At 46.7% G+C, this 26,944-nt stretch carries 27 protein-coding genes and 1 pseudogene; 14 read left to right on the top strand and 14 right to left on the bottom strand.

Annotated features, from left to right (window positions below):
• Positions 1–38 precede the first annotated feature (38 nt).
• Positions 39–656, top strand: coding sequence for a hypothetical protein (locus AC0YOB_RS25135; RefSeq protein ID WP_475795095.1), 618 nt, complete (start codon positions 39–41; stop codon positions 654–656).
• Between the two features lie 145 nt (positions 657–801).
• Positions 802–987 carry an H-type small acid-soluble spore protein gene (locus tag AC0YOB_RS25130; RefSeq protein ID WP_475795094.1) on the top strand — a complete coding sequence of 62 codons (186 nt, stop codon included), beginning with the start codon at positions 802–804 and terminating at the stop codon, positions 985–987.
• A gap of 325 nt (positions 988–1,312) precedes the next feature.
• Here the strand turns inward: AC0YOB_RS25130 and AC0YOB_RS25125 are convergent, their stop codons facing one another.
• Positions 1,313–2,014 carry an SDR family NAD(P)-dependent oxidoreductase gene (locus AC0YOB_RS25125; protein ID WP_475795093.1) on the bottom strand — a complete coding sequence of 234 codons (702 nt, stop codon included), beginning with the start codon at positions 2,012–2,014 and terminating at the stop codon, positions 1,313–1,315.
• A gap of 222 nt (positions 2,015–2,236) precedes the next feature.
• Between AC0YOB_RS25125 and AC0YOB_RS25120 the strand changes: the two genes are divergently transcribed.
• Positions 2,237–3,118, top strand: coding sequence for a LysR family transcriptional regulator (locus AC0YOB_RS25120; protein ID WP_475795092.1), 882 nt, complete (start codon positions 2,237–2,239; stop codon positions 3,116–3,118).
• 144 nt (positions 3,119–3,262) lie between these two features.
• On the opposite strand, the pseudogene AC0YOB_RS25115 reads toward AC0YOB_RS25120, so the two are convergent.
• A pseudogene (locus tag AC0YOB_RS25115) lies at positions 3,263–3,451 on the bottom strand (IS110 family transposase); the annotation flags it as partial.
• A 163-nt stretch (positions 3,452–3,614) separates the two neighbouring features.
• Here AC0YOB_RS25115 and AC0YOB_RS25110 point away from each other — a divergent pair.
• The 6 genes from AC0YOB_RS25110 (at position 3,615) to AC0YOB_RS25085 (ending at position 8,399) form a co-directional block, all read left to right on the top strand.
• Positions 3,615–4,127, top strand: coding sequence for a CBO0543 family protein (locus AC0YOB_RS25110; protein ID WP_475795091.1), 513 nt, complete (start codon positions 3,615–3,617; stop codon positions 4,125–4,127).
• 187 nt (positions 4,128–4,314) lie between these two features.
• Positions 4,315–5,040 carry an ABC transporter ATP-binding protein gene (locus tag AC0YOB_RS25105; RefSeq protein WP_475795090.1) on the top strand — a complete coding sequence of 242 codons (726 nt, stop codon included), beginning with the start codon at positions 4,315–4,317 and terminating at the stop codon, positions 5,038–5,040.
• A gap of 13 nt (positions 5,041–5,053) precedes the next feature.
• Positions 5,054–5,824 (top strand): ABC transporter permease, encoded by a 771-nt coding sequence (locus AC0YOB_RS25100; RefSeq protein WP_475795089.1) that lies wholly within the window; start codon positions 5,054–5,056, stop codon positions 5,822–5,824.
• Between the two features lie 31 nt (positions 5,825–5,855).
• Complete coding sequence (locus AC0YOB_RS25095; protein WP_475795088.1) at positions 5,856–6,626, top strand: ABC transporter permease; 771 nt, start codon at positions 5,856–5,858, stop codon at positions 6,624–6,626.
• A 25-nt stretch (positions 6,627–6,651) separates the two neighbouring features.
• Complete coding sequence (locus AC0YOB_RS25090; RefSeq protein WP_475795087.1) at positions 6,652–7,353, top strand: response regulator transcription factor; 702 nt, start codon at positions 6,652–6,654, stop codon at positions 7,351–7,353.
• Complete coding sequence (locus AC0YOB_RS25085) at positions 7,350–8,399, top strand: HAMP domain-containing sensor histidine kinase (protein WP_475795086.1); 1,050 nt, start codon at positions 7,350–7,352, stop codon at positions 8,397–8,399. Before AC0YOB_RS25090 ends, AC0YOB_RS25085 begins: the two co-directional genes overlap by 4 nt.
• A gap of 532 nt (positions 8,400–8,931) precedes the next feature.
• On the opposite strand, the gene AC0YOB_RS25080 is transcribed toward AC0YOB_RS25085, so the two are convergent.
• The 12 genes from AC0YOB_RS25080 to AC0YOB_RS25025 all read right to left on the bottom strand — a co-directional run bounded on the left by AC0YOB_RS25080 (position 8,932) and on the right by AC0YOB_RS25025 (position 20,140).
• Entirely contained in the window at positions 8,932–9,111 is a 180-nt protein-coding gene (locus AC0YOB_RS25080) for a hypothetical protein (RefSeq protein ID WP_475795085.1), read from the bottom strand.
• 389 nt (positions 9,112–9,500) lie between these two features.
• Positions 9,501–10,016 carry a DinB family protein gene (locus AC0YOB_RS25075; protein WP_475795084.1) on the bottom strand — a complete coding sequence of 172 codons (516 nt, stop codon included), beginning with the start codon at positions 10,014–10,016 and terminating at the stop codon, positions 9,501–9,503.
• 30 nt (positions 10,017–10,046) lie between these two features.
• Entirely contained in the window at positions 10,047–10,442 is a 396-nt protein-coding gene (locus tag AC0YOB_RS25070) for a VOC family protein (protein WP_475795083.1), read from the bottom strand.
• A 254-nt stretch (positions 10,443–10,696) separates the two neighbouring features.
• Positions 10,697–11,155 carry a helix-turn-helix transcriptional regulator gene (locus AC0YOB_RS25065; RefSeq protein ID WP_475795082.1) on the bottom strand — a complete coding sequence of 153 codons (459 nt, stop codon included), beginning with the start codon at positions 11,153–11,155 and terminating at the stop codon, positions 10,697–10,699.
• A 372-nt stretch (positions 11,156–11,527) separates the two neighbouring features.
• Entirely contained in the window at positions 11,528–12,934 is a 1,407-nt protein-coding gene (gene lepB / locus AC0YOB_RS25060) for a signal peptidase I (protein ID WP_475795081.1), read from the bottom strand.
• A complete protein-coding gene (locus AC0YOB_RS25055; protein ID WP_475795080.1) occupies positions 12,924–13,487 on the bottom strand; it encodes an RNA polymerase sigma factor in 564 nt (187 codons plus the stop codon). Before AC0YOB_RS25055 ends, lepB begins: the two co-directional genes overlap by 11 nt.
• A gap of 732 nt (positions 13,488–14,219) precedes the next feature.
• On the bottom strand, positions 14,220–15,443 hold the full coding sequence (locus AC0YOB_RS25050) for an RNA polymerase sigma factor (RefSeq protein ID WP_475795079.1): 1,224 nt from the start codon (positions 15,441–15,443) through the stop codon (positions 14,220–14,222).
• A gap of 5 nt (positions 15,444–15,448) precedes the next feature.
• The gene (locus tag AC0YOB_RS25045) at positions 15,449–15,799 is read right to left on the bottom strand and encodes a YciI family protein (RefSeq protein WP_475795078.1); all 351 of its coding nucleotides are present in this window, start codon (positions 15,797–15,799) and stop codon (positions 15,449–15,451) included.
• A gap of 498 nt (positions 15,800–16,297) precedes the next feature.
• Positions 16,298–17,026, bottom strand: coding sequence for a twin-arginine translocase subunit TatC (gene tatC, locus AC0YOB_RS25040; protein WP_475795077.1), 729 nt, complete (start codon positions 17,024–17,026; stop codon positions 16,298–16,300).
• A 1-nt stretch (position 17,027) separates the two neighbouring features.
• Positions 17,028–17,246, bottom strand: coding sequence for a twin-arginine translocase TatA/TatE family subunit (locus AC0YOB_RS25035; RefSeq protein ID WP_475795076.1), 219 nt, complete (start codon positions 17,244–17,246; stop codon positions 17,028–17,030).
• Positions 17,247–17,341: 95 nt separating this feature from the next.
• Positions 17,342–18,973, bottom strand: coding sequence for an alkaline phosphatase D family protein (locus AC0YOB_RS25030; RefSeq protein ID WP_475795075.1), 1,632 nt, complete (start codon positions 18,971–18,973; stop codon positions 17,342–17,344).
• Between the two features lie 93 nt (positions 18,974–19,066).
• Positions 19,067–20,140 carry a metallophosphoesterase gene (locus AC0YOB_RS25025; RefSeq protein WP_475795074.1) on the bottom strand — a complete coding sequence of 358 codons (1,074 nt, stop codon included), beginning with the start codon at positions 20,138–20,140 and terminating at the stop codon, positions 19,067–19,069.
• 483 nt (positions 20,141–20,623) lie between these two features.
• Here AC0YOB_RS25025 and AC0YOB_RS25020 point away from each other — a divergent pair, with 483 nt between their 5' ends.
• The 5 genes from AC0YOB_RS25020 (at position 20,624) to AC0YOB_RS25000 (ending at position 26,944) form a co-directional block, all read left to right on the top strand.
• Positions 20,624–22,294: a type 2 periplasmic-binding domain-containing protein gene (locus AC0YOB_RS25020; RefSeq protein ID WP_475795073.1), complete on the top strand. Its 1,671-nt coding sequence runs from the start codon at positions 20,624–20,626 to the stop codon at positions 22,292–22,294.
• Positions 22,295–22,317: 23 nt separating this feature from the next.
• The gene (locus AC0YOB_RS25015; protein WP_475795072.1) at positions 22,318–23,226 is read left to right on the top strand and encodes an ABC transporter permease; all 909 of its coding nucleotides are present in this window, start codon (positions 22,318–22,320) and stop codon (positions 23,224–23,226) included.
• Positions 23,227–23,245: 19 nt separating this feature from the next.
• Positions 23,246–24,133 (top strand): carbohydrate ABC transporter permease, encoded by an 888-nt coding sequence (locus tag AC0YOB_RS25010; protein WP_475770378.1) that lies wholly within the window; start codon positions 23,246–23,248, stop codon positions 24,131–24,133.
• Positions 24,134–24,398: 265 nt separating this feature from the next.
• Positions 24,399–25,241 carry a response regulator transcription factor gene (locus AC0YOB_RS25005; protein WP_475795071.1) on the top strand — a complete coding sequence of 281 codons (843 nt, stop codon included), beginning with the start codon at positions 24,399–24,401 and terminating at the stop codon, positions 25,239–25,241.
• Entirely contained in the window at positions 25,238–26,944 is a 1,707-nt protein-coding gene (locus AC0YOB_RS25000; protein ID WP_475795070.1) for a sensor histidine kinase, read from the top strand. Before AC0YOB_RS25005 ends, AC0YOB_RS25000 begins: the two co-directional genes overlap by 4 nt.

The following is a 26,944-nucleotide window of genomic DNA, read 5'->3' as shown; positions in this document are numbered from 1 at the left end:
GGAAACTGTCATTTATAAATAAAGGAGATGAACACTAGATGAACACTATAGAAAAAATATCGATCAGCCTAACTCAGTTTCTTGACTTCTCGTTAAAGCCGAGCGGACCTGGGAAGGTGTCCTCGATCCGTAAAATAAAGTACAACGAATACTCTGTGGCGGCGGATTACTGGAAGGGACTTCGGGACGCTATTCCAAAATTCCATGAGCAGGGATTAACATTTGATTATTTAGAGAGCATAGCTACCAATGCAAACGACAAGAGAAAAACTCGTTACACCGATGCAGTAAACGCATATAAAAAGTTTCTTGGCAAAAAAGAGATTCAATGGTTCGATCCAGGTAAATCGTTTTGGACGTTCGAGAATCTGTCGGTTAAATCGCACGCTGAATTAGGTCTAGTCATAAACGAACAACCTCATCTGGTCAAGCTTTATTTCAAGCAGGATCCGATTGATAAAAGGAGATCCAAAACAGCCTTGGCGCTTATGCGAGCATCCACCCAATCGGATACAAATACCGATGCAACGCACTCCATTCTCGATGTCAATAAAAATAAATTATATCTTGCTTCAGAGGATCAGGATGATCTGGACCTCCTACTCGCCCTGGATGGAGAAGCTGCACAGTTCATTCAGATATGGAACAGCATTTAAGGAGCAAATTCATTAATAAGAAGCATAGGCCAGACCTCATGAATCATACTCCAAGCTGTCGCACTTGGCTTGACAATCCGTCAAAAATAGAAAAAGTCCTTTTGGGAATAATAATTCTACTTTGAATATTGGAGGCTTTAAAATAATGAACATTCAGCGGGCAACAGCAATCTCCAAATCAGTTGATATGGTGATAGTCAGCTGCGAAGGGACACAGGTGTATATTCAACACGTCGATGAACGGACGAAATCGGCGAGAATTTTTCCCATAGGGCAGCCGGAGCAAGAGCGCAGCGTCCCCGTGGATAGCCTTACCGAAGAATTCGAGTAACAAGCGACGTCCGTTACGGATGCGCGAAGTCAGCCTATTCTCTTCGAATTAGGTCAGATCGGGTTATTATGGCTTATTCCAAACTGCTCCTGGGGTGCAGCTGCAACGGGGTTTAAAAGAAACACTAAAGAAGGATGCACATGAGACTCTTGTGCATCCTACTTCTGAGCGCTGCCTATTGCCATCGATCGTAGACAAGCAGTCTGCTCTCTGCGGTCAAACGTTTGAAATGCTTCTTGACTTACCGGCAAATCCCGAACGGGTAAGCGAGTCCGGCAGGCAAAAATGCTCCGCGCACCTCATGTGCAAGAACAGTAAAAGCTCATTAATCCATATATTGCTCGTCTGGCTCGTGTAATGCTGAAGCCAGGATTTTCTCTGCGACGAATTCAGGGGTATCAGCAGGAGTGGAAGAACCTTGTCGCTGCTGCCGAACACCCAGAGCGTTTTTGCCAAAATCCGTTGCGGTTGAGCGCGGATAGACTGTAATCACCCGGATATTCTCTGAGGCTAATTCACCTCGTGCCGTATCGGAAAGCATGTTCAAAGCAGCTTTGGTAGCTGCATAGGCTCCCATTCCAGCAATACGCATCTTGGAGACCACCGAGCTTATATTGATGATCAGTCCTCCCCCTTGCTCCCGCATAATAGGGATCACAGCTTGCATAGCTGCCAATGGTCCAAACACATTCAGGTCCAGGGTCTTGCGGAAGTCATCAGGATTGAGGTCAGCGATCGTGCCAACGGCAGCTTGTCCTACGTTATTGATGACCACGTCCAAGCGGCCAAAGTGGCGCACCGTCTCCTCAATGACTCTTTGAACCTGCTTCGGATCGCTCACATCAGCAGGCAGAGCGACGGCCTCACTTCCCTGGCTCTGCAATTCTTCGGCGAGATGATTGAGTGCATCGGCAGATCGAGCTACCAGTGCTAATTTAGCACCAGCAGTGGCAAAGCGGCGTGCTGTGGCTAAGCCGATACCAGCGGATGCTCCAGTAATAAGAACGACCTTGTCACGAATTTCCATAATAAATGTTCCTTTCTTTGAGAAGATTCGCCAAACCGTTTATGGGAGGAATCGGTCAAGCAGGTTCCTGAAAGAATAAACGGATCATGAAATGAGCAAAATAGATCGGCATTTCCATTCTTTTAGCGCCTCTCAAATTTAACTGTTTTGCACTTGAAACGGAAGTTCAAATAAGTTAGCATGGCATTAACTAAAAGTTTATGCGATGAAGGGGTTCTTTGAATGAATGAACAATTGAATACGTTTATTCAGGTGGCAGAGACGGGTAGCTTCTCCAAGGCAGCTGAAAAACTATTTGTGTCTCCAACCGCTGTGATGAAGCAAATTAATTTGTTGGAAAAGCATATAGGAGTGCCTCTTTTGATTCGCACTAACCAGGGTGTTGAGCTCACCGAGGCAGGGAAATCATTTAACAAGGATGCAGCATTATTTTTGCAGAGTTTTCAAGAAGCCGTGCTGCGTATACGCCAAGGTGCACAGGGAAATCAGCATGTTATTCGTGTGGGCACCTCTATACTTAATCCCTGCAAGGTTTTGCTGGATTTGTGGAATGAAATCAGCGACCAATATCCGCAGTTTAAAATAAAAATCGTCCATTTTGAGGATGATGCTTATACTCTCCCAGCCACTTATCGTACCATTGGCAAACACTTCGATGTCATCGTAGGGCCATACCTTACAGAAGACTGGGAGGATTATCTCCGTTTACTTGAGCTGGGAAGGTACCGCTTTTGCTTTGCCGTATCTCGCAACCATCGGCTGGCTTCTAAAAAAACACTGTCTGTCAAAGATTTGTATGGAGAGAAGTTGGCTGTGGTAAAAGGGGGAAAAAGTGCAGTAATTGATGGAATTCGTAATTTTTTGATAATGAACCATCCTAAAATCAAAATTAAAGATGTTCCGCGCCTTTATGATATTGATGTATTCAATCGTTGCGAGCAAAGTGATACTGTCCTGCTAACATTGGATGCATGGGTAGATGTTCATCCGGCCTTACTGACCATCCCCAGCGATTTGGATTTCACAATGCCTTATGGTTTGCTATATCCCTTACATCCATCCGAGGATTTCAATCAGTTTTTAGAAATCATAAAAGAATTGTAATCTAAGCACCGTCAACCGGCACATAATTGTGCCGGTTTTTTCATTAAGGAACCTCCCTCCCCTATATACCGAACAAGACTTGAATGAGCTTATTATATAAATCGATGAGGGATTGCATTTTTTTCAACGGATTATCCGGCCGTTTTTCCCGTCTTCGACCAGCTGAGCGATCACTATTGCATCCTTGATGTCATTTTGGTTGGCGAATTGCCATCCAACTCTTTACTTTTCTTTACGTGCAGTGAATTCACCGCACCATACATGACTTTGCTGTCCGCTTAGGCAATGCGCAAGATTCAGCCAATAATGGCCAGTCGGTTCCATACCGACGATGGCATCCTGGTAGCCAATCTTTTCTCCATAGAGGGAGGTTACTTAAAGAAATAAATACGCATACTATTTGCAACCAAATTTTCTAGAATCAAAATAAGACTTGACCAATATTCCTTTAATTAAAATCAGCTTCAATAAAATTGTATAAGCGAGTTGATTTCGAATGTATATGCTTCTGATGATACTTGGTCATGTTTTTATTGCTTGGCGTTGGGGAGATTGGCGTAACTGGTCAAAATATCAGTCAACTTTTTTATATATGATTACAACTGATTTAACTTACAACTTGCTGACATATAACTACGCGATGTGGGAATACCAACCTACCGTAATATTTCCAAATCACACTTTAACGAATCTGACAACTATGGTCGTTGGTTATCCATGCTTAATCTTCGTTTATTTAGGGCGTTATCCTTATAAAAAGATCAATCAGATTCTGTGGCTTATCTTATGGGTATTTTTAGAGTCCTTTTTAGAGTGGATTGTTTTACATTTAGGGGCACTCACATACCACAACGGTTGGAATTTTTTGTGGTCAATATTTTTTGATATTGCAACCTACATAATGCTTCGCCTTCATTACAAAAAACCCTTATTGGCATATGGATTATCAATTATTATAACGGTCGGATTTTTAATTATTTTTAAAGTACCTGTCTCTACAATGAAGTAAGCATATTTCCAATTCAACCATACTTGATTGTCCAGAAGCTTTCGCCTATTTATTTTGGTTGAAAGTTTATGAATTTTTAATAAAATTCCTATCACGAGTTTATTTTTTCAAATGCTTTATTTTATTTTTTAGCTGGATAATAGATAAGACAACAAACAGATTATAAGAAAAGAAAGGAAAATAACTTATGATTTCAAATGCGCTATTGGAAACACGAAATCTAACAAAATCGTTTCGTGGCAGAAAAATCGTTAACAATCTAAATCTGAAAGTTATGAAAGGCGATGTGTACGGCTTTCTTGGACGAAATGGACAGGGAAAGACAACCACAATACGCATGATGACTGGCCTAATTATCCCTGATTCGGGAGATGTGGTAATTAATGGGTATAACTTAAAAACGGACTTCAAACCTGCCATTTCACAAATTGGCGCTATCGTGGAATCACCAACTTTTTATGACTATCTTTCGGGATATGAAAATCTCTCATTGATGGCAAACCTTGTACCTGGCCTTAACAAAAGCAGAATTGATGAAGTGCTGGAAATCGTCAGATTAAGAAGCCGCGCGAAAGATAAGGTCAAAACGTATTCTTTGGGTATGAAGCAGCGTTTGGGGATAGCCAACGCGCTTTTGAATCATCCCCAACTAATCATCCTTGATGAACCGACCAACGGGCTTGATCCACAAGGTATGAAAGAGATTAAAGAAATGATTGTTCAACTTTCATCTGAAAAGAACATCACCTTTTTCATATCCAGTCATTTGCTCCATGAAATGCAGCAGCTTTGCAATCGTATAGGCATTATCAATGACGGGAATCTTCTTGTTGAAGGCAATGTAAATGAATTGGTTGGCAATTCAACAGAAAACTCGTTGGAAAAGCTTTATTTTGAAGCTACCAGAGTGTGAGGTGTTAATAATAATGAAGCTACTAAAAAATGAGCTTTATAAGCTCTTTAGAACAAAAAAACTGTATATTTTTGCGGCAATCATTTTAGTTGTCCTTATTCTGAATTTGCATAACTACCAGCCCGGATCAGAAAGGACAATCTGGACATTTACTTATGGGCAATCTGCCCCACTGATCTTAATCAATATACTTTCTCAATTTATGATTATTTTCATTCCTATATTCATTGGTGATAGTATTGCGAATGAATATAGGCAAGGGGCATTAAAGTTATCTTTGCTGCGACCTATCACCAGAAATCAACTCTTGAGAGCAAAAATCGCTTCGCTGCTTGTATTTATAACTATTATGGCGCTTTTCTTTATCATCGCCTCTTATGCAATAGGAATCTATTTCTTGGGATGGGGCAGTGGAACAGAATATGCCGGACAATTGTACACGCCTTTAGAGGGTGTATTGCTCACATTAGGGGCCAATGCTCTATTAATTTTCCCCTTTATGGCATACGGTCTGTTTGTGACTTCTATAGCCCTATTATCCAGCAGCATGAGTTTAACCGTTATCAGTTCCCTGGCAGTTATGACTATTGGACTAAATTTAAACGTCTTTGAAGAAATCGCTCCCTATTCCCTTGCGTATCACATTGCGTACTTCCATGAAAATTTCGTCCATACTTTCAATTGGAAGCCGGCACTTCAAAGCACCGGAATTATCGCAATCTATCTGACAGCATTCTCTTTATTTACATTCTATAAATTCAAGACAAAAGAGATCTTGTATTAAACTTGCAAAAAAAGTTTGAGGAGGCGGCTGAATGTTAAGCTTGGTAAAGAATGAAATATATAAAGTTTTTCGCCTAAAAAAATTCTACCTTTTCATGGGAGTTATTTTAGCAATTCAAGCAGTAGAAATTTTTCAATATAAATTAATGCCACAAGGGAAAATTGCCTTTTCGCTCAACGGCCAATCATTTCCTCTAGAAATGATTGCAAACAATTCTATTATAATGGTTATGTTTATCGCTGTACTTGCGGCGGACATGATTGCGGATGAATATAGAAATGGTACTTTCAAATTGGTGCTTTTACGTCCGGTCAATCGTATTCAGTTTATCGGTGCTAAAGCTGTGGCACTGCTGGCATCCATAATAACTATTGTCTGCTTTACGGTAATAACCTCGTATATGATTGGGGCGATCACATTTGACTGGGGTCATCATCTTCTGTTTCAAGGTGTTCCGATTGCCAGGAATAGTATTGCTATAACGATAATATCGGCGATTGCTTCCATACTGCCAAGTGCCGGATTTGGCATGGTGGTCATATTTATCGCTTTGATAACCGAAAATATAGGTATAACCATTGGTTCAGCGTTGTCATTATTTTTTATCTCGCCCCTACTTGAGGGGTATGGAAACATAAGCAAATATTCCATCATCTATTTAATGAATACCTTTCATGAAATGTTTATAAATAGCGCTACGTTGGTTCAAATATCTGCTAAGATCGGAATAATCGCAATATATATCGCATTATTTTACGTTGGCAGCGCCATTCTTATGAAAAGAAAGGATGTGTTGCTATAATATTTAAATATAAGGAGGAATTATTATGCAGAACACTAAAATTATAGTCGTAGATGACGAGTTGGAAATCGCCGAACTTATAAAAGATTATCTTGAAGAGGAACAATATGATGTAATCATCAGCACCGATGGAAAAGAGTGCATTAAGCTTTTTAGAGAGTACCAGCCGCAACTTATTGTTCTGGATATTATGCTTCCGGGTTTAGATGGCATGGAAGTATGCAGAACCATACGGGCTGAATCATCCATCCCTATTATCATGCTTAGTGCAAAGAAAACAGAGGTTGACAAAATTTTAGGCTTGGGATTGGGTGCCGATGATTATGTGGTTAAGCCTTTCAGTCCGGGAGAGGTTGTAGCAAGGGTAAAAGCTCAATTAAGAAGATATAATCAACTTTCTGTACCTGCCGACAAGAGCGATGTCATGTCATTTCAAAATTTAAAAATCAACTTGAAAGCCTATTCTGTAGAATTGAACGATAAATATGTGGATTTTACAACGAAGGAATTTGAAGTCTTACGGTTCTTGGCGTTACATGCCAACCAAGTTTTAACCCGCCAGCAAATCTATGAAAATGTTTGGGGCATCAACGAGTATGGAGATTTAAACACGGTAACAATCCATATTAAGAAAATCAGAGAAAAAATAGAAGATGATATTTCTTCGCCTCAATTTATTAAAACCGTTTGGGGGGTTGGCTATAAATTTGGAGGCAGCGGAAAATGAGAATTGGAATTTGGAAAAAGCTGATTATATCCTTCTTCTCCTTGTTGATTCTCCCTATGTCTGCAGTATTGGTTACTGGATTTAATACGCAAAATACTCCTTCCGTTTGGACTGTTGTCCAAATTATATTGGCTCTATTAATTCCTTTTTGCATTTGCGCTCTTATTTTAGGCTGGATTATATCTTCAAGCATTTTAAAACCGCTGCAAGAATTAAATTTAGCGACAAAAAAAATAATGGATGGAAATTTTGAGTTTGTATTTAATTATAAAAATAACGATGAAATGGGCGATTTATGTGTTGCTTTTAATTTGATGAGAAAACAATTAAAAATGTCACTGGAAAAACAGGCAGTTCTTGAATATTCTCGCAAAGAATTGATTGCCAGTATTTCACATGACTTGCGTACTCCCATGTCCTCCATTAAAGGTTATGTGGAAGGTTTACAGGATGGTATCATACATGACAAGGAGAAATTCAACAGGTATATCACTGTCATAAAGAACAAAACAGAAAGCCTTGATAATTTGATAGAAAGCCTTTTCCAATATTCTCAACTGGACATAAATGACCAAAAAGAGAAGTTCTGTGTCCGCGATTCCAAAGCGCTGCTTGAAAAAGTTATTAATCCCATTGAAATTGAATTTGCCGATCAGTCGGTAAATCTAAATGTTATAAAGCCATTTCCTTCGGTACAACTTTTTGCCAATGAAAATGGCATTGCACAGGTTCTTGATAACTTAATCAGCAATGCAAAAAGGTATGTAGATAAAAACGGAACGATAACCATTGAGGCAAATATTGATGGTGATTACTTAAAGATTTCCGTAACAGATAATGGTGCAGGCATATCACAAGAGGATTTGTCACATGTATTTGAACATTTTTACCGTTCTGAAAAATCTCGCTCAAGAAATTATGGCGGCGCAGGGCTTGGTCTCGCCATTTGTAAAAAAGTAGTCGAAAATCAAGGCGGTAAGATATGGGCTGAAAGTATGCCCGATGTTAGAACAACGTTTTGTTTTACAATTCCGCTCGCCCTATAGTATAAAACATAAATGCTGGCTGTTTTTGTCAGACAAGATTAATGATTTCCAATGTCCTCCGCTTGAAATATTCTTCAAATGGTCAGAATCCGACTCAAGTATTCATTGACAGAAAATTCTGTGGTACTGTGCATGTGAAATCCGATATAAGTATATTAAGTATATAATGATAAATGAAAAGGAGGCGCTGTATCTAATTGGAATCTATAGAAACAGGACTAAAATTATTTGTGTTTATAATAGTTATTTCACTATTCTTTGCTTTGGTAGGTTTTCTAGTCAACAAATATCTAAGTGACTTCTTTGATAAATTAATAGTAAAAATATTTTCTTTAATTAAAAAATTTTTTAGAAAAACGGACTGACCCATCCGATTGAAGATAGTCTGAAGGGGCGGTTGTCACATGTAGCACTGATAACGGTTTTAAATCAGATAGAATGAGGTGTTGTTATCGAGCTATCCTGACCCGTTACTTCAACAAACGAAAAAGAAGCTGCCGCGCGGCAAGCTCCTCACTAAATACCCGTTAGCTTATCGATGTTCGGCGATATCTGCCTTCTCTATAATTACTAATGAATAAACAGCGGCACCACATTCTCCACCCATTGAACTTTGTTTTATTACTTTCCAGCCATTTTCAAGTAGTGTATTTAATTCATCGAGATTATTTTTCTTTCCACTAGTATAATATACAACGATGGCTTGTTGCATTTTTCAAGTCACCTTCCTTAATAATTGATGGTTACACGTGATATCTTTCTACAATTGAAACCTGCCAGTTATGTTAATGTTTTTCCACTTCCACGGAAACCAGTTTCCCCCATGTACGTTCGCTAAAAGTTTCCATATGGTTAGCATGCCAGATTGGCGGCCGTCACTCGCCTGGTAAGGACGAATGATAAGGCGCTCTGTTTCTAGGCGCATCATGGATAAGGCTGTTTCCATCTTAGTTAATCCTCCTAGTCTATTTTGCTAAATGTTTCAGACTGGATTTCGAAATCTGGCATATCCCCGTTAAAGCTGCGTCTAGTTTCCTATTGCCTCTTTTGGACCTGCGCTATGAGTTATTTTCAGGGTAGTTCAATCTTTAGTAAATCGTGCTATCTTATGCCTGCCTCCGCCAGTTTCTCATCCAGCTTCGCCTTCTGGCGCAAATGGTGCCTGCTGTGCATACCAACCATCTCAAACCAATCACATGCGTTGAGCCAGCCAAACCAGCCATGGCGCACCTTGCAAGCCGGATTCGCCTCATCTACGCAACCCGCCCAAAAGTTCAACTTCTCTAGCACCTGTTCCAGGCAAGCTATGATTTCATCCTTGCTCTCGGGGTTGCTTGTCGCGTTGGGCGGTTCCTCAAGTTTCACAGGGATATTGGGCCACTCTTTTTCGGCAAGCGCCTTCCTCCCGTCTTCCGTCTTGCCTTCAGGCTCTTCGTGTGTTGCCTTGGTGCATGTTTCAATATGCCCGATGTACTCTTTTGCCACATCGATCACATGGATATACATTTGCCCGACCGACCATACGTTTTCATTGCATTTAAATCGCAACTGCTCTATCGAATATCTGTCCAGATTCCGCATGTACTGCTCGATAATAGCCAAAGAATCGTTCAACATCCAGATCCTCTCCCCGTTAATACCAATTTATTACAGCACCTGTGCAATCTCCCACACATGCCCGTCCGGATCGGCAAAACAGGCCGTCCGTCGCCCCCAGGGGCGCGTTATCGGTCCATTCAACAACCTGACGCCCCGCACTTCCAGCTCATCGCATACCCGGTCAACGTCTGGCACTTGAATCGTGAACTGAAACCGCACACCATCTCCGCCGCGACCAACCTGCGCCGGCTCAATCAACTCGCGGGCATTGGATTGATTTAGCAGATTGATGCTTATATTGCCATAATCGAACACCGCGCAGCTTTCATCTTCATATATGATCGCAAGCTTGAACGTCTCTTGGTAGAATGCCTTCGACCGATGCAAATCTTCCACAAACAATGTGACCTCAGTAATTTTGTTCGCCCAGTCAGCTCTCGCCATCCGCATTCAACCCCATTTACATTTTTTTTACATTCCTTTGGATCATATATAATTGCCCGTTATCAAACCTTGCGATGCAGCGCGAGTCTGCCATCAAACTCTGAGGGATTCGAGGAATCGCTTGATTGCTTGGCTGCCTGCCTCGACTAGGGGTTCGATGCGCTGCGTCGCCACATCCGGCAAAAAGTCACTACAGGCTTTATAATAAACACATAACACCGACCACAGTGAGTCAGCAATAGTAACTCCCACCCTTAAGATATTATAACTTGTTCTGTACAGAAAAGAAGAAAATGTGTTACTAACATGCATCCAGACTTTTTTGGTTTATGATTTGTAACCCCGTTCCACTGCCCTTCTCTTTGGCGCAACAGTCGGCTGAAGTAATGAAGATCGGCATAGCCCGTCAAACCGGCGATTTCCTCGACGGAAAGCGCGGACTCCCGCAGCAGCCGTTTAACCTCCATTAGTCGGATCGACTGCACGTATTTATTCGGCGTAAGCCCAAATGCTGCTTTGAACAGCTTCGCCAGATAATCTTCGTTCCAATTGGCACGCGCCGCCAGTGCGGCGTTTGAGCACGATATATGGAGAAGTATAGCCCCCCATTCACTCGCCAGTAATAATCGCTGCGGAAATATTGTTCGATCATGTAGTTGGTTGCATGCTGCAGGCGCTATTACCAACGCACGACCGGTGCGGTATCCGGGCATGAATTCCTGGGCTTCCCCCCCTTGAACGTTGCCTTTTCAGTTAGCAGCTTAATCGATACCTATCGTTTCGTTGTACGAGTTTTGGCTTATTCGCGGGATCTCAAAGAAAGCACGGCGTACCGGATGCGTTAAACCAAAGGGCACCGACCCGTACCGTTAGCAAGAACGGACTCCACCCCTTGGACAGGCGTAACGAACCCGAGCTTCCTTCATACATGTCTAACAAGGGTGAAATCCTGCGAATAAGCGAGCATTCGTGAGAAAACTTAATCGTACCGAGGGAGTTGAACGAATTAATCGTAGCCCCATACTTTATTGAGCAGACCGTCGCCCGCCGTATAAAATGAAGCGCGGGAGTCCTTCGTCGTTCTGTCATTCGCCTTCCCCCGCCGAGAACACAGAAGGAACGAGCACCCCATCCTTCATCTGGTACTCGGCTGTAATCGTCGCCACATAGGTACCGGGAGAGGCAAATACGGACATGTCGGACACGAGCTGGCCATCCTCGATCCTATAGTAGACGACCGCTCCGATTCCTAGTTTGTCGAACCACATACCCGCATCGTCGTCATCGTACGTCTTCTCGATAGTCTTTCCGCCGATATCCAGTTTAACTTCCACCTTGTCACTGCTCCGTTTTATTTCCGCCGCTTGAGCCGCAGCTCTTGCCACCACCACCGGATCGGCCACCGGAATTTCGGTCATATGCCGCCGGAGAGCGTGAACCTCCGATTGCACGACCCCGGTTCCGGTGCCGATAACAAGCGCAACGACCGCTTCGTCCTCCCCGTCGCCGTCCAGATCGGTCATCGTCACCGCCGGAGAATAGCTCGGATTTGTCGATCCCGTCCAATAGAACTCCTTGCTCTCGCCGCCCCATTCCACCAGGTAACGCAGATAGATACCGCTATCCGAACGCGCCGCTTTTATCGTCAGACTTCCTTCCCGATACAGCTCGGTCCAGTCGGTATGCCGCACGTCCGGCGGGCTGTAGTAGCCGATCACTTTGCCCATTATCGCCTCCATGGCAAAAGCCCCGCGCAGTTGGCTGTCGTTATAGCTTCTCCACCATACGTCTCCAAGCAAATAATACTGCTCCGGCCCCAGCTTAACCTCCTGATCCGTCCCGGCAATCCTCTTCACGTCTTCGCGGCCTCTGTTCTCCGTGCCGTAGAAAGCTTCCAGCGGATGGCCGTCAATGTAAATTCGCCCTTTCACGATGCGAACCGTTTCTCCCGGCAGACCGATGATCCGCGCGATGTCATGAGGCTCCCGCGCCGCCGTTTCCGCATCTTCCGCGGCCGTCTCGTAATACACGATATCGCCGCGAGCGACCGGACGGTCGGAGGATTCAGAGCGGGTCCTGTAATAATCGCGATCGACGACAACCGGCTGGCCGAGGCCGAAATGGGCGCTCCATGCCATCGCGTCATTGGCAATCGTATGGACCAGCTGCAGCGCACCGATCGAAAAGACGGCCGGCAGCTCTTTCGGCGTCACGGTATCCGTAACGGGAGCCCTCGATTCAAACAGACCAGTGATTTTCTCCCCGGCAGAGCGCAGAAGTCCCGGCTCGAATCGAATCGCCGCCAACGAACCGGCGAGCAAAGCGGCGAGCATGACCAGAACGACGGTCGGGCGGTGGAAGAGGCGTTTTTCCGAACGTTGCGGCTCAGAAGCGACTCTCTTTTCCCACCGCTCCCACATGTCGGCCGTAAACATTGGCTTGCGAAACGGTTTTCCCTTCAGCCTCTTCTCCCAATCCGTCTCAATACTCATACCGTTCGCTCCCTTCATGGCCGCCGCTCTTCATCAGCTGCGACATCTTCCGTCTTGCCTTGTACAATCTGGACTTGACGGCCGATACGGACAGCCCGAGCGTTTGCCCGATCTCTTCCATCGACAGAACGTAATGGGCGCGCAACACCAGCACTTCGCGGTATTTGACGGGAAGCCGCAGCACCGTATTCCATATATCGTCCGTCATCAGGCTCCGCATGAACGCCTCCTCCGCGGATTCCGCCCTGCCGCCGGCGGGCTGCAGACCGACAAGCGCGATTTTGCGCATAAAGGCCGATCTGCGCCACGTATACCAGCTGTTTCGGGCGATAACCAGCAGCCACGTTTTCACCGAGCTTTCGCCGCGATAGGAGGTAAGCCGCCTGAACGCTTTAACGAATGTCTCCTGGGCAAGCTCGTCGGCGGTATCCTTGTTCCCGGTCAAAAAGTAGGCGTAGCTCCACACATCGTCTCCGTATTCCTCCATCACTCGCCGGAAATCGGCGGAGCAGAGCGAAGACACATATTTCAGCGTATCGCTATCTTCCGGCAAAACGTCCCCTCCCTCTTCCTCTACCTAATAGACTGCGCAGGACGACGAAAGTTGCCACTTTCCGAATCATGCCGGGCATAAAGGAAATACGGCGGAAACACGGCAGGAACAGGAATACGTTGCGGAGACTATGCGGAAAACAAGCGGAGAAAGCGAAGGCTAAACAGCCGATCCTCGGGGCACAGCAAAGAAGGTGTACCATGTATTTCAACTATTTTGCCAGTTCGTATTATAGCTCACGCCCCATTAGTACCTATAGATCAATTTTGCGAAGAAGCAAAGGAACTGCCGCGGCAGCTCCTTCGTCACATGACTTTTGTTAAGCTAGCGTAATCCGTTGGCTTAATCGACTTTCTGATCAATTTTAAATAAGCAATGAATCCTTTTCCCGCTAATATTTCGTCAGCATAACAGAGAATTACATGTAATGTGAATGAAAAATATGTTTCCCTCCTACATGGCCACAATTCCATCCAACGTTATAGCGATCTGGTTTGTAATTCCGATCCAAATACAACTTAACTTCTAAACGGCACCAAGACGCCATCGTTAAACTGACCGTTCGAAAGCTAGAGAACCTTGGATTTTCCGTAACACTGGCCACTCCAGAAGCATCCTGATTCAATCGCTGATTGGACAAGACGCAGCTTTTTTAAGCCCGTTAAAGCTGCGCCTAATTTTGGACCTACGCTATGGATAGCGGGGAGTCTGCCTGACATTCAAACGAAACAATTAACAGTCGGCGGATTGCTTCTCCAGAAACGCTCGAATGGATGGATCCATGCACAATCCGATGGCTCGGCTGTATGCAGCGCGAGCCTCCTCGAATCTCTTCATCTTTTTGAACAAATGGGCGCGCAGCGCCCAATAAGGCTGATAGCTCTTAACCGCTTCTGCCGGTATTTCATCCAACAGCGCCATCCCGGATTCAGCGCCGCGCGCTTCGGCAACAGCTGCCGCGCGGCCGACGATTGCGCCGATCGTTGGAGCGATGCCCACCAGCCCCTCGTACAGAAGAGCAATCTCTTCCCATTCCGTACGGCTAGTCCAGGCACGCTGAGCATGTACGGATTGAATCGCCGCTTCAAGCTGGAACCGCCCGATGTGCTTCCCTTGAGCGGCAGTGCGAAGGCAATGCTCCGCTTCCTCGATCATCCCGAACGACCAACGTGAATGATCCTGTTCGGATATTGGCACATAGCCGCCTGCCTCCCCGCGCCGCACATGGCGGCGCGCTTCGCAGTGCAACATCAGAGCCAGCAATCCGAGCGCTTCGGGTTCCCCCGGCATGAATCGCACAATCAGCCTTCCCATGAATATCGCTTCTTCGGCCAGACCCTTCCGGCGCGGATCTATGCCGGCTATATCATCCCAGCCGCTTCCATAGGCTGCATAGATGGCTTCAAGCACGGCATCAAGTCGCTCCGGCCATTCATCCTTACCGGGCAAGTCGAATCTAATGCCATCGCTCTTCAGTTTAGCTTTAGCCCGGGTAAGGCGCTGCCCCATCGTTGCAGGCTTAACGACAAAAGCCGAAGCAATGCGAGCCGCATCAAGGCCAAGCACGGACTGGAGCATAAGCGGCGTGCGCACAGCAGGATCGATTCCGGGATGAGCGCAAATAAACAGCATCTTGATCCGTTCATCCGGGAAAGATGTCCCGGTTCCAGCCCATTGCTGTGCGTCTTCTGTCATTGTGATCAAAGCTTGCTCCGCACCGGCTTGCACGCGGGCATGCCGGGTGCCGTCGATCAGCCGGCGCTGCGCAGCGGTGAGCAGCCATGCCTCTGGTTTGTCCGGCACTCCGGTCGCGGGCCATTTTTCCAGCGCGGCCAGAAAGGCGTCGGCAAGCGCATCCTCCGCCGCGGCCAGGTCGCGCCAACGAACGGCCAGAAATGCAACCAGACGGCCGTAGGATTCACGGGCCGTCTGTTCGATTATTTGACGAGTTTGCATGGCGCTCATTTCGAAATCGGATGCAAGTTGAGGCGGACCTCAACCGAGCTGCCGGGACAACGAGCCGCCCATTCCAATGCGGTGTCCAAATCTGGCACGTCGATGATCATCAAACCGCCAATTTGCTCCTTGGTTTCGGTGATCGGGCCATCCTGAACCAGCAGTTCACCACCCCTGAGGCTAAGCGTGGTCGCGGTCTCCGGGGGCTGGAGACCTGCACCGCTTACAACAATGCCGGAATCGAGCAGCGCTGTGACATAATGGGCCCAGCTTGCGGTATACGCCTCCTTGTGAACCGGATCGGTTCGTTTGGCGAAATCCTCTGTCGTTTCATACATTAACAATGTGTAATTCATGGTTATTGCTCCTCTCAACGTTCAAAGTGGGTTGTTTCACGATGTCTTCACAATAATGACGAGCCAGATTAATGGATTTCTACATCATGTGAAAATATTATTTTTTGAACGACGGGTAAAGCAATTCAAGGCCATCTCAAAACCCATGCTATCCAGGTAATAGCAGCCGGCAACTTGCTCCTTGGTTCGTTAAGCTATTTCTAAAAGAACACTTATAAAAGATTCTCAATCACCAGGGTTGATGAATTGCATGCGTTTAACATCCCGCTCAAACAATTCCTGTAATTGTCCAAGAGGAGTATACTATATCATATTAACGCGAAGACGTGTTAAATTAGATGGACATAGAAACGGCTGTCGAGACTTTCTCGACAGCCTGACAAGCAGAAACTGCTTGACTTTTACTTGTTTGAAAAAAAAGTATGACCGCAATTTCGTTAGCGTCCATTTATTATGGGTATTCATAAAATTAAAGATGAGGACACTTAGTCCGGGTCGTTACTCGCTCTGAAGATTCAGCTGTTTCCGGTACACGACCTTGGAAATCGCGATGCTGATTTCGTACAGCAAGAACAATGGTACCGTTACAACCAGATCGGATAAAATATCCGGAGGTGTAATCGCAACAGCGACGATTAGGAGCAAGAAGTAAGCGAGTTTACGCGCTTTGGCAAGGCGATTCGGATTCAGAATGCCAAGACGGGTCAGAAACATAACGACCGCAGGCATTTCAAACAGCAAACCAAACGGCACGGTCATATGAATCATGAACGTAAAGTACTTATCCGCTGTATACATCGCATTAAAATCAGCCGCTGCCATCTGATTCATGAAGGAGAGCACCATTGGAAATAAAATAAGATAACCGAAGCTGATGCCAATCATGAACAATATTGTCAATCCTGGAATGAACAAGAGAGTTGCTCGCCGAGCTTGCTCGGAAAGAGCCGGCTTCACAAACTTCCAGATTTGATAAGCGGCTATCGGGATGGTTACTGCGAGTGCAAACACGCCCGCTATCATAAAATAGACCCACATCACATCAGACGGTCCAAGAATAACCAGCTTCTTATCCATTCCGCGCACGAGCCATTGATAGATATCCCGCACATAGAGGAAAGAGGCAACCATTGCGACAAGAAACGCAAGCAAGGTTCGAATAAGCCTCTTCCGCATCTCTTCAAGGTGTTCCATTACATTCATCTGTTTATTGCTGTCCGTACCCATGCTACTTGCCAACCTCAATAGATGACTTCGAAGACTCAGTATCGCTCTTTCCTTCATCAGCAGTATCGCCATTAACGAGTCCGCGCGTAGCACCTTTAAACTCGTTTAGCGTTCTGCCGACAGCTCGTCCAAGCTCAGGAAGCTTGGAAGGCCCGAATATAATAAGCGCTATAACCAATATCAAGACAAGACCGCCAATTCCAATGTTTCCAAACGGCATAACCATTCATCTCCTCAGACTATTATAGGTCAGCCACAGCTTTTTTGGATGCTGTGGCTGACGGTTTTCTTTTCGGGCTTAAATCCAGTCGTTCTCTATACTGTGACCGCAGCATCGTAAATTTTCTGCAATCCCGGTTTGCCTTTTTCCATCAGGAAGGAAGCACGGGTGAAAATCCCGGCACCGGGACGGGTAACAAACGGAACAATCTGGTAATCCGCCTGAAAACTTTCATGCGTAGCGGTGCAGCGTACATAACCACGCTGGTTATTATAGAACTTGATATGCGGATTTTCCGCAAGTATGGCTTTTTGGGCATCGGTAATATCGGTACCGTCTCCTCCGGAGGTTATGGAAGTGCCGACAAATTCGGCTCCAAGGATGCCGGAATCCGGGTTGTTGAAATCCGCCTTGATATCGCAAGCCCAGTTTGAGTGAACATCCCCGGTCAGGACAACAAGATTGGAAAGGTTCTTCTGTTTGGCGAAGTTAAGAATCCGGTCACGATTGGCGGAATAGCCATCCCATCCGTCCATGCTGAACTCTTCCCCCTCTCCAATCAGGTAGTCCCTCTTACAGAAAAACACCTGCTGCGGAATAATGTTCCACTGCGCTTGCGATTGATTGAGCCCTGAAAGCAGCCATTGCTCCTGCTCTTCGCCCATAATCGAGCGTTCCACACTCGTGGATTCGGGTGTTGGGGGCTTGAGTCCGTCGCCACTCGCCTGATCATCACGGAATTGGCGGGTGTCAAGTACATGAACATTAGCCAGGTCACCGTAATTAAAATGTCTGTACAACTGCATGGTGAATCCGCTTGGCAGGGAAGCGCTTCTTAAAGGCATATTTTCATAATAAGCCTGGAATGCCGCAGCCTTGCGGGCCAGGAAAGGTTCGATCGGCTGATTGGCCTCAGGGATCAGACCGGCGTGGTTGTTCTCGACTTCATGGTCGTCCATCGCAACCACCCATGGGAACTTGGCGTGTGCAGCTTGCAGGTCGCTATCACTTTTGTACAACGCGTAGCGGTTGCGGTAATCGTCAAGTGTAATGATTTCGGGACCGTTATGGTACCGTGGGCTTGGAGTATTCTGGTTGGGGCCGGGACCCTCATAAATGTAATCGCCCAGATGAAAGACGAGGTCCAATTCATCCGCCGCCATATGCCGGTAAGGGGTAAAGTATCCCGTTGGGTAGTTTTGGCAGGAAGCAAAAGCAAATGTCATTTTCGAAACGTGAGATCCGTATGCCGGCAGCGTTTTCGTCCGGCCTGTGGGACTGATTTCCTTTCCGGCTTGAAAGCGGTAGTAATAGACTTGGTTCGGTTTCAGTCCATCCACCTCGACATGGACAGAATGCCCGAGCTGGGCTCTGGCAAAGCCTGCTCCTTCACGCACGACCTTGCGGAATTTGTCGTCGATGGCCACTTCCCATTTGACAGGAACGTCGCTGCCTGTCATGCCTCCGCCATTCAGCGGGTCTGGTGCAAGGCGGGTCCACAGCACAACGCTATCCTGCCAAGGGTCACCGGACGCCACCCCTAAAGTAAATGGATACGCTGAAAATTTCGGCGCTGCATCGACAAAACCCCCTTGAAGTGAAGCGGCGATCGTCAATCCAAGCGATGCGATTGCGACCTTTCCTGTTGCCTGGAGAAAATCGCGGCGATCCATCTTGCCTTCCCGAAAGCGTTGTTCCAGATCCTTGAATAGTTTATCCTTGCTCATTACATCGGCCCCTTTTCATTTGTATTCAATCTTCTTCCCTTGTCCACAACATCGACTCCTTGTGATTTCTTTTATCTGCTTCAAAAATATCGGTCACGCGTGTTGAACCTCTTTGGCGGTTTCTGCATGACGTATTTTGCCAATCTTTAGTACACGGTCCGGTTCCCGTCCATATCCTTTAATCTCTAACCTGTCTGGATATACCCTGACCATTGAATACGCATTAGTGTTGGCGGTCTCTACCATACCTTTGAAGTTTACGAAATAGATTCCGTTCTGCTCCGCATAGTTGCCTTCATGATTATGACCATTGAAGTAGGCAACTACATTTCCGGAGGACCCCAGCACCTTGACCAGAGCTTCGTAATTCCAAGCGTTGTGAACATTCAGTGGAGCGATCGGGTGATGACCGATAACGATTACCTTTTCTCCAGCCTTGACAGACTTTGCAAGTATATCCTGCAGCCAAGTCATTTGAACCGAATCCACACCACCGTTCCAAGTCTGGGCGTTTTCCGCCCCACTCCAGGTCAATACATCTAACACCGTCTTGGCCTGTTGGTGTTTCTCAGAATTTACAGGATTTGCGTATAAGCTGAGGTCATTCGTGTCAAGCACCACAAATCGCCAACCCTCATAGCTGAAATCATAATAAAAATTAGGCATGCCTAGCAGGTCGGCCACCTTTTTGGCATCCATTGCATAGTCATGATTTCCAAGCAAATGGTACTTTGGCCCTTTAGCCTGATTGTAGACAGGTAGAATTTTTGCAAAACTGGAAGCGTTTTGGTCAATGATGTCGCCAAGATGGATGGTGAAAGTGACATCGTTTTCGTTGAAGGTTCTAACCGCTTCCGCAAGCTTGCCAAGTGAAGCCCGGTAATAACGTGTTGAACCGGACGGCGTATCGATATCGGCATATTGAGCGTCCGCCACGAGACCAAACTGAAAAATAAACTTCTTTTGGGAAAGAGTATTGGAATGATCGGGATCGTCCGAAGCTGCCAATACACTTCCAATCGGGTTCAACATGGTTAAAGCGAAAGCAGCTCCAGCCAGCTTGGTTGTCTTTTGCAAAAAGGTACGGCGATCTATTTCTTGATCAAAGACAAAGATATTTTCAAGCTTTTGCTTTTTCTCTTCTTGTACTTCTCTATCATTTTTCATTTGTTCTCAACACTTCCTGTTCATCGTATTTTCAACAGACTCCCAGGACAAAAGAATAGAATATGCCATTTTATGGGCTCCTCGCCTATTCCGATTAAGCTATAAATTCCTCCCTTTCAATTATTTTGGTCATAAAAAATCAAGGCGAGTACAAAAAATACGCCCCCCTCCTTCCATCTGGGTAATATGGCTATTCTTTCCTGAGTCGGCTTAATAATAACGTCTGTTTATTTGTACAATTTCAACTCAACTTGTAGATTTTGTAAATATATGCACCAACCGCTTTTCATTTTTCTTTGCATCTATCAATTTCTGCCTGCCTTTTGAACATATGCAAGGACCGATTGTTTTTTTCACCGAACATTTGTCATGAAATAATTGATAGATTTCTGAAACAATTGTTATAGAGAGGCATCTCCGAACAAAATATAATGAATTTAATACAACGTTGTATGTTTCCAATTGACAAGGAGGGTGGTATTTTTGAAAACGTTATCACTATTAATTGTAACAATTGCTATGACGTTGGCTCTGGCGGCTTGCAGCAAAAATGGCAACAAGCCGGTAGACCAGCCTTCGGCAGCATCGGACGGCTCGGCGGTGGACGCGGACAACACGGCCTGGGATCCCTACACACCTTATAAAGAAACCGTTTCCTTTACGAAGGGGGTCATCAAAGGCTCGGAAAACTTCCCGGAAGGCGACGATTTCGCCAACAACGACTTCACCCGTTACGTCAAAGATCAGATGAACATTGAAACGAAGATCGCCTGGGAAGTGGATGCAAACAATTACGCTCAGAAGATCGCACTTTCGATCGCCTCGCAGAATATTCCCGACATGATGGTGGTGGATCGAAAAATATTCAAGCAGCTCATCGACAACGACCTGATTTGGGATATGACGAAAGCGTACAACACCAGCATTTCTCCATTTCTGAAGGAGCAATACGATACCTACGGCGACCGTCTGTTCGATGAAGTGACGGTAGACGGCAAGCTGATGGGCATACCGGCGACGAATATCGGCTATTGTCAAAATGTGCTCTGGATACGCAAGGACTGGCTGGACAAATTGCATCTCGACGCTCCCAGGACGCTGGATGACGTCATCAATGTTGCCAAACAGTTCGTAGAGCAGGATCCCGGGGGCAACGGGCCGGGCAAAACGATCGGCCTGTCCGCGGCAGGCAACGTTTACAGTGGCTACAATTCAAGGTTCGGCCTTGATACGGTCTTCTCCGTTTTCGGCGCTTATCCCGGTTCCTGGGTGAACGTGGACGGCAAGCCGGTTTACGGCTCGGTCATGGACGGCATGAAGCCGGCGCTGTCGCTGATGCGCGATCTGTACGCGCAAGGCATTCTGGACAAAGAATTCGCTATCCGCAAAGACAGCGATCGCGACGCCCTGCTCGCTTCCGGACAGCTTGGCATGTATTTCGGTGTCTGGTGGCCGGCGGGCGGGCAGACCGATGCGGTCAAGAACAATCCCGATGCGGATTGGATTGCGGTCTCCGCACCCGTCAACAACGATGGGAAGCTGACGACAATCGAGAACGATCCGCTGGCCGGCATAGTTGTCGTAAGCAAGAAGTTCGCTCATCCGGAAGCGATCGTGAAGGCGCTTAACGCCGGCTACGACAGTCTACGGGGCAACGGCGAGGCCGGCGCTGCATCCTATAAGCAATGGAACGAGCATTCTCCTGGCATGGGCTGGGGCACGATGTTGATTCCGATTGCTGTCGATTATCATAATTCCATCGGTATATTGCTGGCCGATTTGAACAAGGCGCTTAAAGCGGATGATCCCAGCCTCATTTCGCTCAAAGGCTTCGAGGGCGCCTTCGAACGGATCAAGGCAAATAGGGAACATCCGAAGAAGGATATTAACGCCTATATGGAAGAGCAGGCGCGCATTGTCGGCACGACGGCTGCGGTTGACAGTAACCTGGAAGTTATACCAGCGGCATTTTTCGGCCAAACGGAGACAATGGCAACCAAATGGTCCAACCTTCAGAAGATGGAAACTGAAATGCTGATCAAAATTATTATGGGTGAGCGGCCGGTCGAAGATTTTGACAGCTTTGTCGATCAATGGTACGCAGCGGGCGGCCGGGAAATTACAAACGAGGTCGCCTCCGAGATGAAGCCATAGGGAATGACCGAAGGAGGACCGTTATGACGAGACCGAATCGAAAAGCAAGAAATACAGAGGTGCTCAACTACAATTTGATGGTGCTTCCCGGAGTCGTCCTGCTGATCATCTTCAGCATCATTCCCTTGTTCGGGCTTGTTATCGCCTTTCAAAATTATATTCCCGCCAAGGGCATACTCGATTCGAGGTGGGTCGGTCTGGACAATATCCGGTACATGTTTCAAATTCCCGACGGCATACGCGTATTGAGAAATACCAGCATTATCGCCGCGGCGAAAATCGCAGCTGGCATTATCGTTCCCGTGGGCTTCGCGCTGCTGCTTAACGAGGTGCGGAACCGCACCTATAAGAAAACGATACAAACCATTGTCTATATGCCGCATTTTCTGTCTTGGGTCATTGTGGGAAGCATCTTCGTCTCGATGTTTTCGATGGACGGCGTCATCAATTCGGCTGTTGCCGCATTCGGCGCCGAGCCAGTTATGTTCATGGCTAGCAACTTCTGGTTCCGCCCCATTCTTGTGGCGACGGACGTCTGGAAGGAATTCGGCTACGGCGCGATTATTTATCTGGCGGCCCTGACTGCCGTCGATGCGAACCTGTACGAGGCTGCCGCCATGGACGGCGCCTCGCGGCTCAGGCAGCTAATGCATATTACGCTGCCCGCGCTTGTTCCGACCGTTATTCTGATGTCGGCACTCAGTCTCGGGAACATATTGAATGCCGGCTTCGACCAGGTATTCAATATGTACAACCCGCTCGTCTATGAGACCAGTGATATTATCGACACGTACGTCTACCGGATGGGACTGGTCGATATGCAGTTCAGCCTCGGTACGGCCGTCGGTTTACTGAAGTCGGTCGTCAGCTTCGTACTGATCTCCGTATCCTATTTTCTGGCAAACAGATTCGCTGGCTATAAAATCTTCTGAGGACAAGGGGGCCGTTCATATGGTGCATTCGGAATCGCTGTCAGAGAAGCTGATGAACGCCGTCGTCTATATCGTGCTGACGATTGTAACGGTGGCTTGCCTCTTCCCGATCGTTCATACGATAGCCGTTTCGTTCTCGGACAAGGCGGCGGCCGTTGCAGGCATGGTTACGGTCTGGCCGGTCCGGTTTACGACTGCCTCCTATCATGCCATCCTGGAGGACGAGCAGTTCTTTCGCTCGTTCGGCGTCTCAATCTTCCGGGTTTTGCTTGGAGGAAGCATCAATCTCATCCTGAGCATACTGATGGCTTATCCATTATCCCGAAGCAAGCGTTATTTTCCGCAGCGTAACCTTTATATCTGGTTTCTGGTGTTTGTCATGCTGTTTAATGGCGGCATCATTCCGAATTATTTGCTCATCGACAAGCTGAATATGCTGGACACGATCTGGGCGCTCGTTCTGCCTGGCGCCGTGCCGGTGTTCAGCGTCATTATCCTGATGAATTTCTTCAAAGGATTGCCCGGCGAGCTGGAAGAAGCGGGCCGCATCGATGGCGCCGGCCCGTGGAACATGATGATGAAGATTTTCGTTCCGTTGGCCGCGCCTTCGATCGCCACAATTACGCTGTTTTCCATCGTGGGGCATTGGAACGCCTTTTTCGACGGGATCATTTATATCAACACGTCGGCCAATTTGCCACTCCAGTCGTATATGCAGCAGCTCGTTGTCGAGCTCAGGGAAACGAGCATGCTGTCGATGGAAGAGCTGCAGCGCATGAATGAAATTTCCAACAAAACGTTTAATGCCGCCAAGGTGTTCGTGTCCATAATTCCGATCCTGCTCGTCTATCCGTTCCTGCAAAAATATTTTGTTACAGGCCTTGTAATGGGTGCTGTAAAAGGGTAGCGTTTCCCGACCGACCTGCCGGTCCAGCACCGCACCGCTTGCGGTTTGCGCAAAGCCGGCTGGATCCGGGAAAGCACGTCCCGGCGTTGGACGCTGCCCGCTATCTGTTTCATTTTTACAACAACCTTTAGCTGCAAAAAAAATGCAACTGCCGCGAAATTGCAGTACGCTGGTCTTGAGCGGATTTCGTCATTTTCTCCCGCTGTATGAAAGCGACTTCATTTTTGATTATGAAGTTAAACTATTTTCACAAGGGAGGATGTCTATGTATCGTGTTCTGGTTGTGGACGATGAATGGACGGAACGGGAAGGACTGGCATTTCTGATTAAGCAGCAGGAGCTTTGCTTCGAGATTGACAAGGCGTGCAACGGGCAGGAAGCGTTTGAGCTGCTGCAGCGGTGGCCGGCGGATGTCCTCATTACGGACATTCAAATGCCGCTGATGAACGGGCTGGAGCTGTCGGAGAGAATAAAGGAATTGTACCCGCAAATGATCATCCTGATCTCCAGCGCATACGACGAATTCGAATATATGCACAGAGCGATCAAGGTGAAGGTTGAAGATTATATTTTGAAGCCAGTTGACGTCAATCAATTTGTACCCATCATTTCCCGTGTACGCTCGAAGCTGGACGAACGCAGCCGGGAGCGCGAAAATCGGCGCAAGCTGTTCGAAGATTATAACGGCGCATCCTTCTTCATAAAAGAGAAGCTGATGCTGCAGCTGCTAGACGATCTCCCCCTATCGCAGCCATTCAATGATTCCGATACAGGAAAAAGCGAGAAAAAAGCGATTTCCCAGGCTGTTGCCTTAATCGAAAGTCACTATTGCGAAGAAATCGGCCTGGAATGGGTTGCTGGGCGAATTTACCTCTCCCCCGGCTATTTAAGCGGTCTGTTTAAGAAGGAAACCGGCAAAAGCATTATCCAATACATCACACTTTGCCGCATGGAGAACGCGAAGAAGCTGCTTCTGGAAACGAATATGAAGATTGTCGATGTGTGCCAGAAGGTCGGCTATAACAACCCCTCCTATTTTACGCTGATCTTTCGTAAATATTTTGGTGTTACGCCCAATCATATGAGAGAAAAAGGGGAACGGGCATGAATCCGTTTGTTCGTTTCTTCCTTAATCTCCGCTTCAAAAACAAATTGCTGCTGTCCTACCTCGTCGTTGTGCTCATTCCGGTCGTGACCTGGGTCATCTATTCGTTTATCCAGACGAATCGATTTATTATCGATCAGTCAGAAACAACCTTCCAGAATATTTCGGTCACGACCCGAAGCAATTTGGAGCAAAAGCTGAAAAAAATTGAAAACGCCTTCGAACTGATGACGTCGGACACGACGATGATGAGAATCATCAACGGGAAATATGCCAGTAATTACGATAAATATTATGATATCAACTTTAAATTCGATCCGATGGTCAACGCCTTGAAAATGATGAACAGCGAGATCTTGCAAATCAGCATCTTTACTAACGGCGACATTAAAAATGCCAGGGAAAACTTTATCGATCTGGAGGAATCGATCGACGAATTCGAGTTTTTGTCCGTCGTTGATACGATTGATGCCGTCTGGATTTTCAAGGACGGCCATCTGAGCGTGGCGCAGCAGGTGCTGTCGCTGGACGAGCCGGGCCAATCTGCCATCGTCTCTCTGGACATCGACGCGAACTATATTCTCAGCAACAATGTTTCTTCCGAGCTGAAAAATTACGGTATGCTGATTATGGACAGCGACAATGAGGTCGTCTATCGGGAAGACCGTCTGGAGCGTCCCGTCGCAAACGGCAATGCCACAGTTGCAGAATTAGAGAAAATGAGCCAACGCAATGATGATTTCCTTCTCTTTCATGAAAAGGTATATCCGGAAGGCTGGGAATTGTATATGTACACCGATACCCGCTCGTCGATGATCTCCTTCGGCAGCGCCTTCCGCTCCACCCTATCTATTACAATTGTTGTTGTTGCGCTGATCTTTATCGTCATCATGCTGTTCTCCCGTACGTTCGTCAGGCGCATCGCACGGCTCAACCGTCTGCTTGCCGGAGTCGTATCGGGCGGATTCGAAGCGAGTATCGCTTCCGGCTACCGGGATGAGATCGGAGAGATGACCAATAATATCGGCGCGATGGTGAAGCAGACGAGACAATTGATTGACGAATTGCACGTCAGCCATGCGCAGCAGCGGGAAGCCGAAATCAAAGCGCTGCAATCACAGATCAATCCTCATTTTTTATATAATACGTTGTCAACAATCAATTGGAAGGCGATACAAAGCGGAAACGAGGATATTTCCAAAATAGCCGTCTCGCTCTCGGCCTTTTACCGTTCGACGTTAAACCGCGGGCACATGGTGACAACGGTCGAGAACGAGCTGGCCCATGTCCGGGCTTATCTTGATATCCAGTTAAGTTCGTCTCACCATTCTTTCGATGTAGCTTACACCATCGAAGACAAGATACTGGAATATCACATGCCCGGCATTATCCTGCAGCCCATCGTCGAGAATGCCATCGAGCACGGTCTCGCGTCCAGGATCAGCAAGGGTGACCAGGGCGCTATCCTTATCAACATTTACGAGCAGGGAAACGATATTTTGCTCGAGGTGATCGACAACGGCAGCGGCATGAGTGACGAAACCGTGAGTGACGTGCTGGTGAACGGCAAAAAGGGGTACGGCCTCCAAAATGTCGATCATCGGTTGAAGCTGTTTTTTGACCGGCAATACGGTCTGACGTTCCATAGCTTGAAGCCGTACGGCACAAAGGCTGTCATTCGCATTCCGAAATATGTCCATTTCTAG

It is taken from the genome of Paenibacillus sp. JT31N17 (assembly GCF_056269255.1).
Note: the sequence above shows the minus strand (reverse complement) of the source record. Positions and strands in the feature narration are given on the sequence as shown.